The 17,138-nt window shown below is 40.2% G+C and carries 15 protein-coding genes and 2 pseudogenes; 12 read left to right on the forward strand and 5 right to left on the reverse strand.

The window, feature by feature from the left end:
- Window positions 1-42: 42 nt before the first annotated feature.
- The 4 genes and pseudogenes from B7723_RS09955 (at window position 43) to B7723_RS09970 (ending at window position 2,371) form a co-directional block, all read left to right on the forward strand.
- Window positions 43-404 (forward strand): annotated as a pseudogene (locus B7723_RS09955) (RNA polymerase sigma factor).
- A 116-nt stretch (window positions 405-520) separates the two neighbouring features.
- On the forward strand, window positions 521-901 hold the full coding sequence (locus B7723_RS09960; RefSeq protein WP_001025497.1) for a GntR family transcriptional regulator: 381 nt from the start codon (window positions 521-523) through the stop codon (window positions 899-901).
- Complete coding sequence (locus tag B7723_RS09965; protein ID WP_084849331.1) at window positions 894-1,742, forward strand: ABC transporter ATP-binding protein; 849 nt, start codon at window positions 894-896, stop codon at window positions 1,740-1,742. The genes B7723_RS09960 and B7723_RS09965 overlap by 8 nt, the downstream gene beginning before the upstream one ends.
- Window positions 1,742-2,371 (forward strand): ABC-2 transporter permease, encoded by a 630-nt coding sequence (locus B7723_RS09970; protein WP_000202415.1) that lies wholly within the window; start codon window positions 1,742-1,744, stop codon window positions 2,369-2,371. Before B7723_RS09965 ends, B7723_RS09970 begins: the two co-directional genes overlap by 1 nt.
- A 183-nt stretch (window positions 2,372-2,554) precedes the next feature.
- On the opposite strand, the pseudogene B7723_RS09975 reads toward B7723_RS09970, so the two are convergent.
- A pseudogene (locus tag B7723_RS09975) lies at window positions 2,555-4,114 on the reverse strand (ATP-binding cassette domain-containing protein).
- Between the two features lie 329 nt (window positions 4,115-4,443).
- A complete protein-coding gene (locus tag B7723_RS09980; protein ID WP_033583983.1) occupies window positions 4,444-4,773 on the reverse strand; it encodes a hypothetical protein in 330 nt (109 codons plus the stop codon).
- 168 nt (window positions 4,774-4,941) lie between these two features.
- Here B7723_RS09980 and B7723_RS09985 point away from each other — a divergent pair, with 168 nt between their 5' ends.
- From B7723_RS09985 to B7723_RS10015, 7 genes are all read left to right on the forward strand, one after another.
- Complete coding sequence (locus B7723_RS09985; protein WP_084849330.1) at window positions 4,942-5,484, forward strand: YceD family protein; 543 nt, start codon at window positions 4,942-4,944, stop codon at window positions 5,482-5,484.
- Window positions 5,485-6,114, forward strand: coding sequence for an endonuclease III (nth, locus tag B7723_RS09990; RefSeq protein ID WP_000244426.1), 630 nt, complete (start codon window positions 5,485-5,487; stop codon window positions 6,112-6,114). It abuts the gene before it with no gap.
- Window positions 6,115-6,325: 211 nt separating this feature from the next.
- Window positions 6,326-6,847 carry a bifunctional pyr operon transcriptional regulator/uracil phosphoribosyltransferase PyrR gene (gene pyrR / locus B7723_RS09995; RefSeq protein WP_000850018.1) on the forward strand — a complete coding sequence of 174 codons (522 nt, stop codon included), beginning with the start codon at window positions 6,326-6,328 and terminating at the stop codon, window positions 6,845-6,847.
- 18 nt (window positions 6,848-6,865) lie between these two features.
- A complete protein-coding gene (locus B7723_RS10000) occupies window positions 6,866-7,804 on the forward strand; it encodes an aspartate carbamoyltransferase catalytic subunit (protein ID WP_084849329.1) in 939 nt (312 codons plus the stop codon).
- 34 nt (window positions 7,805-7,838) lie between these two features.
- Entirely contained in the window at window positions 7,839-8,918 is a 1,080-nt protein-coding gene (locus B7723_RS10005; protein ID WP_000166847.1) for a carbamoyl phosphate synthase small subunit, read from the forward strand.
- A gap of 448 nt (window positions 8,919-9,366) precedes the next feature.
- Window positions 9,367-12,543 carry a carbamoyl-phosphate synthase large subunit gene (gene carB, locus B7723_RS10010; RefSeq protein WP_084849328.1) on the forward strand — a complete coding sequence of 1,059 codons (3,177 nt, stop codon included), beginning with the start codon at window positions 9,367-9,369 and terminating at the stop codon, window positions 12,541-12,543.
- 213 nt (window positions 12,544-12,756) lie between these two features.
- Window positions 12,757-14,091, forward strand: coding sequence for an Nramp family divalent metal transporter (locus tag B7723_RS10015; protein ID WP_084849327.1), 1,335 nt, complete (start codon window positions 12,757-12,759; stop codon window positions 14,089-14,091).
- A 116-nt stretch (window positions 14,092-14,207) separates the two neighbouring features.
- Here the strand turns inward: B7723_RS10015 and B7723_RS10020 are convergent, their stop codons facing one another.
- The 3 genes from B7723_RS10020 to B7723_RS10030 form a co-directional block, all read right to left on the reverse strand.
- Window positions 14,208-14,450 (reverse strand): type B 50S ribosomal protein L31, encoded by a 243-nt coding sequence (locus B7723_RS10020; RefSeq protein ID WP_000710762.1) that lies wholly within the window; start codon window positions 14,448-14,450, stop codon window positions 14,208-14,210.
- Between the two features lie 163 nt (window positions 14,451-14,613).
- Window positions 14,614-15,477 carry a lantibiotic ABC transporter permease gene (locus tag B7723_RS10025; protein ID WP_084849326.1) on the reverse strand — a complete coding sequence of 288 codons (864 nt, stop codon included), beginning with the start codon at window positions 15,475-15,477 and terminating at the stop codon, window positions 14,614-14,616.
- A gap of 107 nt (window positions 15,478-15,584) precedes the next feature.
- On the reverse strand, window positions 15,585-16,529 hold the full coding sequence (locus B7723_RS10030; RefSeq protein ID WP_084849325.1) for a DHH family phosphoesterase: 945 nt from the start codon (window positions 16,527-16,529) through the stop codon (window positions 15,585-15,587).
- A gap of 103 nt (window positions 16,530-16,632) precedes the next feature.
- On the opposite strand from B7723_RS10030, the gene B7723_RS10035 reads away from it, so the two are divergent.
- Complete coding sequence (locus tag B7723_RS10035) at window positions 16,633-17,076, forward strand: flavodoxin (RefSeq protein WP_084849324.1); 444 nt, start codon at window positions 16,633-16,635, stop codon at window positions 17,074-17,076.
- Window positions 17,077-17,138: the final 62 nt, after the last annotated feature.

Genomic DNA, 17,138 nt, shown 5'->3' on the forward strand with positions numbered 1-17,138 from the left:
AACTGTAGTGGGTTGAAGAAAAGCTAAAATAAGCTCCATAATATCCATAGGGGATTTACCCACTACAAATATTATAGAGCCGAAAAATATTTGAAACAGGTGGATAGAAGAAATCACCTGCTTTTTTCTCGTCTTTTGAAAATGATGGACATTTTGAGGATAGTATAGTTGATGAGGGTTTTGATGTAGATAAAAACGTTCAGACACAGAGGATGATTGAGGCAGTGCGAGATGCACTATCAAAATTAAATGATGAAGAAAGAGAAATCATTGATAGACTTTATTTCAATGATGAAACTATTCGTTTGGTGGCTGAAATGAAAAAAATATCTCATCCAGCTCTCATAAAGAGAAGAAATAAGATATTGGAAAAGCTAAGAGAGTTGCTGAAAGAATTTAGATAGTAATGAGAAGAAGCGGGAAAAAAATTTTTGTCTGCTTCTTTTTAGATATTGCAATGTTTTAACTGTTATGATATAATAATAACAGTTAAAACACAAATAACAGTAGGGGGTTGATGATGAATATACAGATAAATAATTCCAGTGATGAACCAATATATCTGCAAATAAAAAATCAAATTAAAGCACAAATCATTTCTGGAGATTTGAAAGTTGGAGAACAACTACCTTCGATAAGATTCTTAGCGAAAGAAATAAGAGTAAGTATGTTAACTGCAAAAAGAGCTTTTGATGAATTAGAGTTAGACGGGTTTATAAATTCGGTACAAGGAAAAGGTAATTTTGTTGCAGCACAAAATAAAGAACTAATTCGAGAAGAATACTTAAAGAAAATTGAATCGAAGCTTCAAGAAGTAGTTGAACTTTCAGAAATTGCAGATGTATCCAGTGATGAATTGATAAAAATGTTAAAGAGTTATGTGGAGGGTGAATATGAGTAAATATGCTATTGAAATTAAAGATTTAGTAAAAACATTTGACAGTTTTAAACTAGGACCGGTAAATCTTACTATTCCGAAAGGAACAATAGTTGGATATATCGGACAGAATGGAGCTGGTAAAAGTACAACTATAAAATTGTTACTTGGGCTTTTAAGAAAAGACTCTGGCGATATAAGACTTTTAGATGAGGAAAATCCTAATAGTGTTGAACTGAAAGATAAACTTGGAGTGGTATTTGATGATTTGTTAGTGCCGGAAGAAATGACATTAATCGATGTTGAAAAGTTTTGTCATAGAGTTTATTCAAAATGGGATAAAAAGCAGTTTTATGGATTCGTTGAAAAATTCAATTTACCACATAAAAAGATGATTAAAAACTATTCTCGTGGTATGAAAATGAAACTTTCAATGGCTGTTGCTTTATCTCACAATGCTGAACTTTTGATTTTAGATGAAGCAACAAGTGGGCTTGACCCAATTGTAAGATTGGAAATCTTGGATTTGTTATTAGATTTTATGCAAGATGAAAATCATACAATTCTTATTTCTTCCCATATTTTATCTGACTTAGAAAAAGTGGCAGATTACATTGCTTTTATCCACAATGGAAAAATCTTATTTATGGAAACAAAAGATGAGTTAAAAGAAAACTACGGTATATGTACTTTATCCAATGAAGAAGTAAATAACATTGATGAAGAAGCCATTGTAGGAAGAAGAATACATTCTTTTGGGCAAGAGTTACTTGTTAAAAAGAGTCTTGTACCTGATGGTATCAAGTTACAAAAACCGTCAATTGAGGATATTATGATTTACTTTGTGAAAGGAGTGAGACAATAATGACATCATTAATTTTGAAAGATATAGCAACTTTAAAAAAGACATTATTATTAACGGTTACTATCAGTATTGCACTGGCTGTATATGGAATTTATGAAAATGAATTGTTTATGGTTCCGTTAATATGTGTAATGATTCCGCTCATACTTACTGCAATCGCCTTTGGCTATGATACAAAATCAAATTTCGAACAGTTTGCATTTTCGATGCCAATAAAAAAGAGCAGTTATGTGTTGAGCAAGTTTTTCTTTGCATTTGCCTTTGGTTTGGTTGGTTCAATCTGCATTTTTGTACTGTTGATGACAAAAAATCAAATGTCATTGGATAATATAGTGTTTATTGCTTTAATTACATTAGCTGCTAGTATACTTATGTCTGCCATTCAATTACCATTTATTCTTAAATATGGTGCTGAAAAGGGTAGACTCATTATGGTAATCACTTATTTCTTAATATTTGCTTTATCAACACTGTTAAAAGAAAAGTCAAATTTTCTTGCAGAACTAATGGAGATTTTTAGTAAGAATTCTATATCAATGATTTGCTTAGGAATTTTAGTTGTAAGCATATTAATCATAGGGCTTGCAGTAAAATTGTCCGTTATGATTATGGAGAAAAAAGAATACTAGTTATAAATTATTTAATTTGTAGTTAAGTGGCAGAGATGGAAAAACAATTTTTTCCTTAATTGTCAAGTCAAGTGCAACAAAGTTGTTCTTCTGATTAAGTGAGTATCTTTCAAGCTGTTTGAGTTAGCTCAAACAGCCCAAAGAATCCAGAGTTCGCCTCTGGATTTTTGCTATGTTCAAAAGTTATAAATCTAGTAAATCAACGACTTCCAAACCTTCCTCTGTCAAACGATAGATACTCGTACAAATCTCTTTTAAGAAACGTCTGTCATGCGAAACAGTGACCAGACCACCTGGATAAGAGGCAAAGAGTTTTCTGATTTCGGGTTGGGAAGTGGGAGAGAAATTTCGTGTGGGTTCATCCAGAATGAGAAAGTTTGGTTTGCGCAGAACTAAATCCAATAGAAGTAGTTTGCCTTGTTGCCCACCAGATAAGGAACGGATTTGGTGTTGCATCTCTGGATAACTGAAATTGAGACTGGCTAAGTGGGATTGGATTTTCTGTAATTCCTCTTTTTGCCCTGTCTGGCTGAGAAAGGCTACTGGCGATAGATCCAATTCCAGTTTTTTGTGGTAATCTTGTGGCATATAACCAAGCGAAATTTCTCTTTTGTCGCTTAGGAGTTGTTGCAACTTGGCTAACAGAGTCGATTTTCCAACACCATTGGGCCCGATAATACCGATTTTATCTTGACCACGGATAGTTAGTTGTAACTCCTGAGCTAAAATGCGCTCGCCAATGGACAAATTTTCTTTTTCCAGTTAGATTAAGACTTTAGAAGCCGCTAATGGTTGTATATGTGAGAAGAAGAGTTGGATTTGTTCCTCTTTAAGTGGCTTTTGCGTCATAGAATGAGCTGTTTTCTCAAAGCGTTTTTCTTGAGAGAGAACATTTTTCATCTTTTTAGCTAATAGGCGCCCAGCTGTACTGTCTTTGGTAGTACGAAGCACATTTTCTACATTTTGCTTGACTCGGCGATGCTTTTCCATGGTTTTGTCATAGGCTCTTTGGTCGTTAGCAGCTTGCTGGCTTTGTCTTGCAAAATTAGCCTTTCTCTGGTCACTGTAGCGATCATAGTCTAAATGCTCTACTAGTGTTTCCGCTTCTTTCCGGTGCTTGACCAGTCGTAAGTGGACAATAGTATCTGCCGTTTGAGAAAGAAAGTCTTCATCATGGGAAATGAAAATAACAGTTTGCCTAATCTTTCGAATCTGCCTTTTTAGCCAATCAACCGTCTCAAGGTCAAGGTCATTTGAAGGTTCATCTAAAAATAGCATCTCAAAAGGTTTTGCTAACTCGTGAATGAGCTGAATTTTCAAAGCTTCGCCCCCTGATAGACTGCCAATTTCTTGGTCGCTAGCAAAACGGTCGCTATCAAAGTGCAACTCCTCCGCCAAACGATAAAGAATGCTGTAGTCTAAATCAGCAGAATCCAAAAAGAAGTAATCGTGTAGAGTCCTATTTTTTAGCTCCTCAGGTAACTTTTGAGGAATGTAGGCCAGTGATTGAAGGTCAGACTGGATGTCGCCCCTGATAGTAAAATCAGATAATGCTTCTCCCATTAAAGCTCGTAGTAAAGTCGATTTACCATTTCCTTCTTCACCAATAATAGCAACCTTTTCCCCGTCTTGGATAGTCATGGTTAGGTCAGATACAAGATCTCGTAGATCTTTGTTTTGCGTGATGGTTAGATGATTGATTTTTATCATATTGTTGCCCTTTCTAGAATGTCGATAGTGCATAACAAAAAGCTCTACTTTATCTAGTAGAGCCCAAAGTCACTGTCAAAACTCTATTATCCTCGTTGAAAAACTCGTCAAACTAGCTTGGAGTTGCCTAACCCAACCCAAGAGGAGCATAGCTTTCTAGTTTTTCGATTTTCTATGAGGACAAGATACTAGAAAATCTAGTATAAAAAGAGCACACAAAAAGAGACAAAAACAAGATCTACTAAATAAAGTTCTTTATTTGATAGATTAGTTGTTCATGTCTCCCATACCTCCGAGTATTAGTACCTCTATCCTATACCTTTCAGGAAATTTTGTCAATAGAAAACAAGTAATTTCAAGCTCTAAAAACCAAAAACAGGCCCATAGAGAGTTAATACGTGTTTGACATGTTCATAGTGGAACTTGTCATAGTTGCGCCAAGCAGAACGAGCTTGATCGTTTAGTTTTAGGCTCCCTAGTCCAATCAGCAGACTAGTACGTTGGTAAAATTTCTCAAGGTCGATTAAGATACTGTTGTCTAGCTTTTCTGCTTTTTTTAGTTCCTTAAGAGTAGTGTTCAGCAGCTCTTGCAGTCGAAGATCATCGGCTGTTCCCTGTTTGCAACTTTGGTAGCTTTTATTTAACTCGGAAAGGAGTTGGTAAGCTTCAGTGATGAGTGCTTTGTCTTCCATGTGAGCATCCTCCTTGCTCTGATGTATTCTTGCCTATAGTATAGCACTAATAGGAAAGTTTGTCATAGTAAATATGTTAAAAAATGAGATTTTAATCTCAAAGTTTGGGAGGATGACTTATAGCCTTTTCATGGTATAATCAAGTGAGTACATCTTTATGGAGGAAATATGAAATTAAATATTCAAGAAATTCGTAAGCAACCTGAAGGCCTGCATTTTGAACAAGCTTTAGACCTGGCAGCAGAATTGTGTAAACGAAATCAAGAGATTTTAGATGTCAAAAATATCCTTGCAGTGGGGAAGGTACAGTATGAAGACCGTCTGTATTTCTTAGACTATCAGTTGTCATATACCATTGTCCTTGCTTCCAGCCGCAGTATGGAGCCGGTTGAGTTAGCTGAGTCTTATCCAGTCACAGAAGTTTTCATGGAAGGAGCGACCAACCAACTGGACCAGGAAGTTCTAGACGATGACTTAGTCTTGCCTATCGAAAATGGGGAAATTGATCTTGCTGAGAGCGTAGCAGATAATATTCTGCTCAATATTCCTATCAAAGTCTTGACGGCAGAAGAAGAGGCGGGCCAAGGTTTTGTATCAGGAAATGACTGGCAAATCATGACTGAAGACGAATATCAAGCCCAACAAGCAGTCAAGAAAGAAGAAAACAGTCCATTTGCTGGCTTGCAAGGACTGTTTGATGGAGACGAGTAGATGGTTTTATCCAAGAAACGTGCCCGTCATGTCATAGAGGAAATTATTGCCCTCTTTCCAGATGCTAAGCCTAGTCTTGATTTTTGCAATCATTTTGAACTCTTGGTTGCGGTGATGTTGTCAGCCCAAACCACAGATGCAGCGGTAAACAAGGCCACACCAGGTCTCTTTGCTGCTTTTCCAACGCCACAAGCCATGTCTGTAGCGACAGAGAGTGAAATTGCTTCACACATTTCTCGCCTGGGACTGTATCGAAATAAGGCTAAATTCCTTAAAAAATGTGCCCAACAGTTACTAGAGGATTTTGATGGTCAAGTGCCTCAGACTCGAGAGGAATTAGAAAGTCTAGCTGGTGTTGGTCGTAAAACAGCAAATGTCGTCATGAGTGTGGGGTTTGGGATTCCTGCTTTTGCAGTGGATACTCATGTGGAGCGTATCTGCAAGCATCATGATATCGTTAAAAAATCAGCTACGCCACTTGAAGTAGAAAAACGTGTTATGGATGTCTTGCCACCAGAAGAATGGTTAGCAGCTCACCAGGCCATGATTTACTTTGGACGAGCTATCTGTCATCCCAAAAATCCAGAATGCGATCACTATCCCCAACTGTATGATTTTAGCAATGTTTAAGAGGACACTGAAAAAAGTTTTTGCTTGATTTTAAGGGTGCTTTATGCTATAGTAAATGATAACTAAATAATCCTTTAAACCTGTCCCGTGAGGCAGGCAAGGAGCGCGATAAAGTAGAAGGGTGAAGTCTATACTGTTTATAGTTGGGCTCGCTTGGCCATACATTTCAAGTCTCCTTGTAGAAGGAGACTTTTCTTTTTGGAGGTTTGTCATGAAGACAAAAGAAGTTGTAGACGAATTGACTGTCAAACGAGCGATTACGCGAATTACTTATGAGATTATCGAGCGCAATAAAGATTTGAATAAGATTATCCTAGCAGGGATAAAAACGCGTGGTGTTTTCATCGCTCATCGCATCAAAGAACGCTTGGAGCAGTTGGAAAACATCACAGTTCCTGTTGTGGAATTGGACACCAAACCTTTCCGTGATGATGTTAAAAGCGGAGAAGATACTTCTTTGATTTCTGTTGATGTGACTGACCGTGAGGTTATCTTGGTGGATGATGTACTCTATACAGGCCGTACTATCCGTGCTGCTATTGATAACATTGTCGGCCATGGTCGTCCTGCGCGCGTGAGTCTTGCGGTACTAGTTGACCGTGGACATAGAGAATTGCCTATCCGTCCAGATTACGTTGGGAAAAATATCCCAACTAGCCGTTCTGAAGAAATCATCGTAGAGATGACAGAACTTGATGGCCAAGACAGAGTTCTGATTACTGAAGAAGCTTAGAAAGCTGAAGGAGTAGCCATGTCAGAAAATCAACAAGCATTGAACCATGTGGTTTCCATGGAAGACCTCACGGTTGATCAAGTGATGAAATTGATCAAACGAGGAATCGAGTTTAAAAACGGAGTCCAACTCCCCTACGAGAACAAACCTATCGTATCGAATCTCTTCTTTGAAGATTCTACACGGACACATAAGTCCTTTGAAGTGGCAGAGATTAAGCTAGGATTGGAGCGACTGGACTTTGATGTGAAGACTAGTTCGGTCAATAAGGGTGAGACACTGTATGATACCATCTTGACACTATCTGCTCTAGGAGTGGATGTCTGTGTGATTCGCCACCCAGAGGTTGACTATTACAGAGAGTTGATTGCGAGTCCGTCGATTACAACTTCTATTATCAATGGTGGTGATGGTTCGGGACAACATCCTAGCCAGAGCTTGCTTGATTTGATGACTATTTATGAGGAATTTGGCCACTTTGAGGGTCTCAAGGTTGCTATTGCAGGCGACTTGGACCACTCACGCGTTGCCAAATCCAATATGCAGATTTTGAAACGCTTGGGAGCTGAACTGTTCTTTGCAGGACCTGAGGAATGGAGAAGTCAAGAGTTTGCGGACTATGGACAGTTTGTAACTATTGATGAGATTGTTGATCAGGTGGATGTTTTGATGTTACTCCGAGTTCAACATGAACGCCACGAAAGTGGAGCCGTTTTTTCAAAAGAAGATTACCATGCTCAACACGGCTTGAACCAAGAGAGATATAATCGCTTAAAAGAAACAGCAATCATTATGCATCCTGCTCCAGTTAATCGAGATGTGGAAATTGCTGACCATTTGGTTGAAGCGCCAAAATCACGCATTGTCCAACAAATGACCAATGGTGTCTTTGTTCGAATGGCAATCTTAGAATCCGTACTGGCGAGTAGAAACGCCAATGAAAACACAAGACGTTAAAAGACGCCAGTGAGCGTCCACGAGAGGTGAAAATATGACAAAAAGACTTCTAGTATTAGAAGATGGCACAGTTTTTGAAGGCAAGGCCTTCGGAGCAGATATTGATGTAACAGGCGAAATCGTCTTTAACACAGGGATGACCGGCTACCAAGAATCCATTACAGACCAGTCTTATAATGGACAAATCTTGACTTTCACTTATCCTTTGGTGGGAAATTATGGAATAAATCGTGATGATTATGAATCCATCATTCCAACTTGTAAGGGAGTTGTCGTTTTCGAAGAGGCGCGTCGAGCTAGCAACTGGCGCAACCAAATGACGCTGGATGAGTTTTTGAAAGCCAAGAAAATTCCGGGTATTTCAGGGATTGATACGCGTGCACTTACCAAGATTATCCGTAAGCATGGTACTATGCGTGCAACCTTGACCCATGTTGGAGACAGTATGGACCATGTGACGGACCAGCTCCAAGCAACAGTCTTGCCGACAGACAATATCAAACAGGTTTCTACTAAAACTTCCTATCCAGCTCCAGGAGTTGGTTTGAGCGTGGTCTTAGTAGACTTTGGGCTCAAGCACTCAATCCTACGTGAACTTTCTAAGCGTAACTGTAATGTGACGGTTGTTCCGTATTCAACAACGGCAGAAGAAATTCTTCACCTAAATCCTGATGGAGTTATGTTGTCAAATGGTCCAGGAAACCCAGAAGATGTTCCAGAAGCACTGGACATGATTCGTGGTGTGCAAGGAAAAATTCCAATTTTTGGTATCTGTATGGGACACCAACTCTTTGCCATGGCGAATGGGGCTAAGACCTACAAGATGAAATTCGGTCACCGTGGATTTAACCACGCGGTACGTGAGATTGCTACAGGACGAGTAGACTTTACTAGCCAGAACCATGGTTATGCGGTTAGCCGTGAGGATTTGCCAGAGCACTTGATTATTACACACGAAGAAATCAATGACAAGTCAGTTGAAGGAGTTCGACACAGATACCAACCAGGTTTCTCTGTGCAATTCCACCCAGATGCAGCTCCTGGTCCACACGATGCTAGCTACCTATTTGACGAGTTTATCGAGATGATGGAAGCTTTTAAACAAGCAAACTAAGAACGAGTAAAAGCTCGTCGGAGAATTTATGTAACTGAACACGGACGGAAAGCTCGGAATTTAGAGAAACCAACTTGGATTGTCAATCCTTCCTTAGTTTCCTAAAATTCAATCGCTTTCTAATCGTCCTTTGTATCTTATTTAATGTCGCTCTGTGAGGCGACGAATAGAAAGGCAGGTCGTTTCTTTTAGTCGCTATCGGGCGAACTAAAAACTCCCTGCACTAGATTTTTTATCGAAAAATATCGTTTCTCTAAAAAATCGTCGGAGAATTTATTTAATGGCAACCCGAGAGTTGCCGAATAGAAAGGAGAAGGGTGGTCCGTATTTGCTGAACTGAATACGGGCTACGGACATTGCTAAAAAGATAGTTATTCCTAGAACTGACAGTTCTTCGTTATAACTCCTATTTTAGCTTTGTCCGCTTGACGCCCTTAATATCTTATAAATGCCTAAACGTACTGATATTCAAAAAATTATGGTGATTGGTTCTGGTCCGATTATTATTGGTCAGGCTGCTGAGTTTGACTATGCGGGGACCCAGGCCTGCTTGTCTTTGAAAGAGGAAGGTTATGAAGTTGTCTTGGTGAACTCAAATCCTGCCACCATCATGACAGATAAGGAGATTGCGGACAAGGTTTACATCGAACCGATTACACTGGAGTTTGTGACTCGTATTCTCCGTAAGGAACGTCCAGATGCTTTGCTTCCAACACTTGGAGGGCAAACAGGGCTTAATATGGCCATGGAATTATCTAAAAACGGAATCTTAGATGAGCTCGGAGTAGAACTTCTCGGGACTAAATTGTCTGCTATCGACCAAGCTGAGGACCGCGATCTCTTTAAACAATTGATGGAAGAGCTTGAGCAACCCATCCCTGAATCTGAAATTGTCAACACAGTTGAAGAAGCAGTTGCCTTTGCAGCGACAATTGGCTACCCAGTCATCGTCCGTCCAGCCTTTACCCTAGGTGGTACTGGTGGTGGTATGTGTGCCAACGAGGAAGAATTGCGTGAAATCGCTGAAAATGGTTTGAAACTGTCACCTGTTACCCAATGTTTGATTGAGCGTTCCATTGCAGGTTTCAAGGAAATCGAGTACGAAGTTATGCGTGACTCGGCTGATAATGCCCTCGTTGTTTGTAACATGGAAAACTTTGACCCAGTTGGGATTCACACAGGGGATTCCATCGTATTCGCCCCTGCACAAACCATGTCAGACTACGAAAACCAAATGCTACGTGACGCTAGCTTGAGCATCATTCGTGCCCTTAAGATTGAAGGTGGGTGTAACGTTCAGCTAGCACTTGATCCCCATAGCTTTAAGTACTATGTTATCGAAGTAAACCCTCGTGTATCGCGTTCTTCTGCCCTTGCTTCTAAGGCAACTGGTTATCCGATTGCTAAATTGGCAGCTAAGATTGCCGTCGGTTTGACCTTGGATGAGGTCATCAACCCAGTTACAGGTTCAACCTATGCCATGTTTGAGCCAGCCCTCGACTATGTGGTTGCTAAGATTCCTCGTTTCCCATTCGACAAGTTTGAAAAAGGGGAACGCCGTCTGGGCACCCAGATGAAGGCGACTGGAGAAGTCATGGCTATCGGTCGGAACATCGAGGAATCTCTTCTTAAAGCTTGCCGCTCACTTGAAATCGGAGTCCATCACAATGAAATGCCTGAGCTTGCAACGGTTTCAGATGATGCTTTGATTGAAAAAGTTGTCAAAGCCCAAGATGATCGTCTCTTCTACGTTTCAGAAGCTATTCGCCGTGGTTACACACCAGAAGAAATCGCTGAATTGACCAAGATTGATATCTTCTATCTAGATAAACTCTTGCACATCTTTGAAATTGAGCAAGAATTAGGTGCCCATCCACAAGATCTAGAAGTTTTGAAAACAGCTAAACTCAATGGATTTTCAGACCGTAAGATTGCTGAACTCTGGGAAACGACAGCTGACCAAGTTCGCCAACTTCGCTTGGAAAACAAGATTGTCCCAGTTTACAAGATGGTTGATACCTGTGCGGCAGAATTTGACTCGGAAACACCATATTTCTATTCAACCTATGGATGGGAAAATGAGTCTATCAAGTCTGATAAGGAATCCGTCCTAGTCCTAGGTTCAGGTCCAATCCGTATCGGACAAGGGGTTGAGTTTGACTATGCAACTGTTCACTCTGTTAAGGCGATCCAAGCAGCTGGTTATGAGGCCATCATCATGAACTCAAACCCAGAGACTGTTTCAACCGACTTCTCGGTATCAGACAAACTTTACTTTGAACCATTGACATTCGAAGATGTCATGAATGTTATCGACTTGGAGCAACCAAAAGGCGTTATCGTTCAGTTCGGTGGTCAAACAGCCATTAACCTTGCGGAACCTTTGGCAAAAGCAGGTGTGACCATCCTTGGTACCCAAGTAGCTGACTTGGATCGTGCCGAAGACCGTGACCTCTTCGAGCAAGCCCTTAAAGACTTGGATATTCCACAGCCACCAGGTCAAACGGCTACCAATGAAGAAGAAGCCGTACTTGCAGCTCGCAAGATTGGATTCCCAGTCCTCGTTCGTCCATCTTATGTCTTGGGTGGACGTGCTATGGAAATCGTCGAAAACGAAGAAGATCTTCGTTCTTACATGCGTACCGCTGTTAAGGCCAGTCCAGACCACCCAGTCCTTGTTGACTCTTACATCGTTGGGCAAGAGTGTGAAGTTGATGCCATCTCAGACGGGGAAAATGTCCTCATCCCTGGTATCATGGAGCATATCGAACGTGCCGGTGTCCACTCAGGTGACTCAATGGCAGTTTATCCTCCGCAAACCTTGTCGCAAAAGGTACAGGAAACCATCGCAGACTACACCAAACGCCTAGCAATCGGCCTCAACTGTCTTGGGATGATGAACATCCAGTTTGTCATCAAGGATGAAAAAGTCTACGTTATTGAGGTCAATCCACGTGCCAGCCGTACGGTGCCATTCCTTTCTAAGGTAACTAATATTCCTATGGCTCAGGTAGCGACTAAGCTCATTCTTGGGCAAAGTCTTGAAGAACTTGGCTATCAAGATGGACTTTATCCAGAAAGCACTCGCGTTCATATCAAGGCGCCAGTCTTCTCCTTTACCAAGCTAGCTAAGGTAGACAGCTTGTTAGGTCCTGAAATGAAGTCAACAGGGGAAGTCATGGGTTCTGATACAACTCTTGAAAAAGCTCTCTACAAGGCTTTTGAAGCTTCTTACCTGCACTTGCCAACCTTTGGAAATGTTGTCTTTACCATCGCAGATGATGCCAAAGATGAAGCCTTGGACTTGGCTCGTCGTTTCCAAAATATCGGCTACGGTATCCTCGCGACAGAAGGGACAGCAGCCTTCTTTGCCAGTCATGGACTTCAAGCCCAACCTGTTGGTAAGATTGGTGACGATGAACAAGATATCCCAAGCTTTGTCCGCAAAGGGAAAATTCAAGCGATCATCAATACTGTCGGAACCAAACGAACTGCTGACGAAGATGGTGAGCAAATCCGTCGTTCAGCCATTGAACACGGTGTGCCCCTCTTCACAGCCCTAGACACAGCAAATGCCATGCTCAAGGTGCTAGAAAGCCGTAGTTTTGTCACAGAAGCGATCTAGTTGAGAAAGAATTTTTACAGTTTTAAAGCCAGCGTTTTCTATCGCTGGCTTTTACAATACTGATATTGTTTATTTCAACTATCATTTGTTTTCTTAGGAATCATTCTAAATTGTGATATAATAAGGGAGAATTGGAAATGGGAAACTATTTTCATTATATTTTCAAAAATTCCATTAAAAAAGTAAAGACAGATTAGAAAGTGTAAAATTCCGATGTCTTCTTACAAAAAAGTCTCTCTTTCTGAGATCAACCAATCTATTGAAACTCCTAATAACAATCATTTTTGGCAAAATCTAAAAGCATTTTTAGGACCTGGAGCCCTTGTAGCAGTTGGTTATATGGATCCTGGAAACTGGATTACCAGTGTGGTTGGTGGTGCTTCCTACAAATATAGTCTCTTATTTGTTATTTTGATTTCCTCCATCATTGCCATGCAGTTACAACAGATGGCTGGAAAACTCGGTATCGTAACTAAGATGGACCTAGCACAGGCAACTGCACATCATGCTCCCAAATGGCTCCGCTATAGTCTTTGGGTGATTTTAGAATTAGCTTTAATGGCGACAGACTTAGCCGAGGTTTTAGGCTCAGCGATTGCCTTAAATCTTTTATTTAAAATACCGATTATGGTCGCTATCCTCTTAACCGTTTTAGATGTATTTTTGTTACTTTTATTGATGAAATTTGGCTTCAAAAAAATTGAAGCCATTGTTACGACCCTTATTTTAACCATATTAGCCATCTTTACCTATCTGGTAGCTTTATCCAATCCAAGTATCCAGGGGATTATTGGTGGTTATTTACCAACTCCAACATTATTTGAGACACCATTGCCAGGTCATGAAAGCCAATTGACCTTGGCTCTAGGAATTGTAGGAGCGACAGTCATGCCCCATAATCTCTATCTTCATTCATCCCTATCCCAGACAAGGAAAATCAATCACAAAAATAAGAAGGATGTTCGAAAAGCCGTGCGTTTTATGACCTGGGATTCAAATCTTCAGTTGTCCCTAGCCTTTATTGTCAATTCCTTACTTCTCATTTTAGGGGCATCTCTCTTTTTTGGTCATGCATCTGAAATTTCAGCTTTTTCTCAAATGTACAATGCTTTACAGGATTCGACAATAGCAGGAGCGATAGCTAGTTCAACTCTGTCAACTTTATTTGCCCTAGCCCTCTTAGCAAGTGGCCAGAATTCGACCATTACAGGTACCTTAACAGGACAGATTGTCATGGAAGGCTTCTTACATCTGAAATTGCCTCAGTGGATTATCCGTATCGGTACCCGGATTTTTGCATTGCTCCCTGTGATTATTGTAGCCGTCTTGTTTGGACATCAAGAAAAAACCTTGGATCAGTTATTGGTCTATTCACAGGTCTTTCTGTCAATCGCTCTTCCGTTTTCAATTTTCCCCTTAATCTATCTGACCTCTAAGAAGTCACTGATGGGAGAATTCACCAATGCCAAGTGGAATACAATCCTAGGTTACGCAGTTTCCATTATCTTAACCATTCTCAATGTCAAGCTTCTTTTCGATATTTTTTAACCTCGTTTGAAATCTATTATAGTGTCAGCGTGAAGGTTGACAAATAGAAAGTAGTAGTGGTTGGTTCATAAAAAGAAGTACAAAAAAAGAACAGTGGTAACTGTTCTTTTTTATCATTATTTGAGACCGTATTTTTTGTTGAAACGATCCACGCGTCCATCTGCTTGAGTGAACTTTTGACGTCCAGTGTAGAATGGGTGTGAGTCTGATGAAATTTCCACACGGATCAATGGGTAAGTTTCGCCTTCGAACTCAACAGTTTCGTTAGAGCGTTTTGTTGAACCGCTAAGGAATTTGTAACCAGTAGTTGTGTCCATGAAGACAACTGGGCGATATTCTGGATGGATATCTTTTTTCATTTTGCAATATTTCCTTTCTGCCATGGTCTCTTTGCGAGCCATAGATTGTTACCATACTAGTCTATCAGATTCTGATAAGTTTGGCAAGTCTTTTCCCTGATTTTATTAAAAATCTTGATAAAAAATCACTCCAGTGTTTACTGGAGTGACGGTAGAAGAATGATTAGTTCTCTTGATTTGGAGTTTTTTCTTCTTGTTGATTTTTTACTTCTGTTTCTTTTACTGGTTCTGTGTTTTCTGCTGCTGATTTAGCCTCTTTTTCAGTTTCAGTAGGTTCTGTTTCTGTTGATTCTGTTACAGTTTCAGCTTCAGCCTCTGTTTCAGTTGGTTCGGCTACAGGTTCAGCTTCTGTTTTTGTTTCAGCTTCTGTAGTTTCTTCTTTTACTGGTTCTGCGTTTTCTGCTACTGATTCAGCCTCCACATTAGCTGGTTCCTTAGCTTCTTCTGTTTGCTCGGTTTCCTCTTTAGCTGTCTCTGTTTTATCAGCAGTAGTTTCTTCTTTTTTACGTTCTTGAGATTCTTTTTTGATTTCTTCGACTGCAGTTTTAACGGTAGAGCTTGTTACACGTCCGACAGTTTGAGCAAAATCTTTACCAGACTCAGCTAATTCAGTAAATGACTCTTTTGTAATTTTACCACCTGACATTGCCAAGAGACCAGTTACAACAAGTGCAATGCTAGCAAGAATAGCCAAAATCAAACCAAAGCCGATTGAAATACCATATCCACCAAAGTTAGACATGTATTTATTTACATTAAAGAGACTATTTAGTGTGACAAGAGTTGCAATTGCACCTGCAACAATGACACCAATTGAGAACCCTTTAGGCATTGCTTTATTCATATTATTCAAGCAAGCAAGAACAATAGACACAATAGCTGCGATAATGACAAACCACCCATCACCTTGGTAACCATTCACGCTATAGGATCCAAAAGAACCTGCATTTAAACTAGCCCAAGGCAAGAGTGAACCAAGGATGGCTACTCCAGCAGAAATGAGAATATACAAACGATTTTTTTCCATTATTAAGTCTCCTTTTATTCAGTTTGATTTATTATACCATAAACTGAGGTACAAAGAAACCGTATATTTTAAGAATCTAGCATATAAAATGCCTAGAAAATTCTTTCTTAGCCTTGGTGAATCTGTAGAGCCTCTTTCAGTTCTTTATATATTTGTTCGTTTTCTTCTAGACTATAGGAATTGGCGCCACTGGCTAATGGATGCCCTCCCCCGTCGTGTCGTTTGGCAATCTCATTGATAGGAGTGATTTTACTGCGCATACGCACACGGAAGTGACCATCAGCTTGTTCAACAAAGATAGCCCAAGCCTTAACAGTATCAATTCGACCAGGTGCCCCAACAATTGCCGCTGTTTCAGCATCTGTAACCTTATATTTTTTCAAGATATCTTGAGTAAGTAGAACGCGTGCAGCCCCATTCTCATCAACTTCTAAGTGATCATAAACATACCCTTGCAATTTTGCAATCTTGAAGCTCATGGTATCCATTTGACGAGATAATCCAGCAAAGTCAAAATCAATTTCTCGGAGCTGGCCAGCTATTCTAAAGGTACGGGCACTAGTTGACGGGTAGAGAAAACGCCCTGTGTCCCCGACAATTCCTGCATAGAGAAGTCGTGCCGCTTCACTAGACAAAGCTAGCTGATTTTCTTGAGCAAATAATGCAATCATCTCACTGGCGCTGCTTGAACTTGTATCCACCCAAGATAGGTCACCATAGATATCATCATTTGGATGGTGATCGATTTTGATGGTGAAAGCAGCTTGTTCGTAGCGTTTATCATCGATACGAGGACGATTCGCTGTATCACAAATAATAGCAAGAGCTCCTTGGTAGTCACTGTCTTGGACAGTATCCATTTCCGCCATCCAGGTTAGAGTTGGTTCGTTATAACCGACCGCTTTGATAGTCTTTTCTGGAAAATGGTGTGTGAGAAGAGCTTTCAAACCTACCTGACTCCCTAAGGCATCAGGATCTGGTTTCATATGACGGTGAATGATAATGGTATCGTATTCTTTGATTTTCTCTAATATTTGCTGGCAAATTTCCATAAATAACCTCAATTCTTTCTCATTTCATTGTAGCACAAGAATTTTTATTTTTAAAATGAAAAAGATATGATATAATGGAGAAAGATAAATTGAGGAGGACGTTATGGCATTAGCAAAAATTGTATTTGCCAGTATGACCGGTAATACCGAAGAAATTGCAGATATTGTAGCAGATAAATTGCGTGACTTGGGCTTGGATGTCGATGTGGATGAATGTACGACTGTTGACGCTTCAGACTTCTTGGAGGCGGACATCGCAATCGTTGCGACTTATACTTACGGTGATGGGGAATTGCCAGATGAGATGATGGACTTCTACGAAGACCTAGCAGATCTCAACTTGAATGGCAAAATCTACGGAGTGGTCGGTTCAGGAGATACCTTCTACGACGAATTCTGTAAAGCTGTTGATGACTTTGATCGCGTTTTTGTAACGACAGGAGCAGAAAAAGGTTCAGAGTGTGTTAAAGTAGACCTTTCTGCCGAAGAAGAAGACATCGAACGTTTGGAACAATTCGCAGAAGAATTGGCTGCAAAAGTAGGATAAGAATCAAACTGCACTGACTGGAAGAAGTTAGTGCGTTTTTTTATTAGTTATTTTGGGATTTT

The organism is Streptococcus oralis subsp. oralis (genome assembly GCF_002096435.1).
GTDB classification, from domain to species: Bacteria; Bacillota; Bacilli; order Lactobacillales; family Streptococcaceae; genus Streptococcus; species Streptococcus oralis_AA.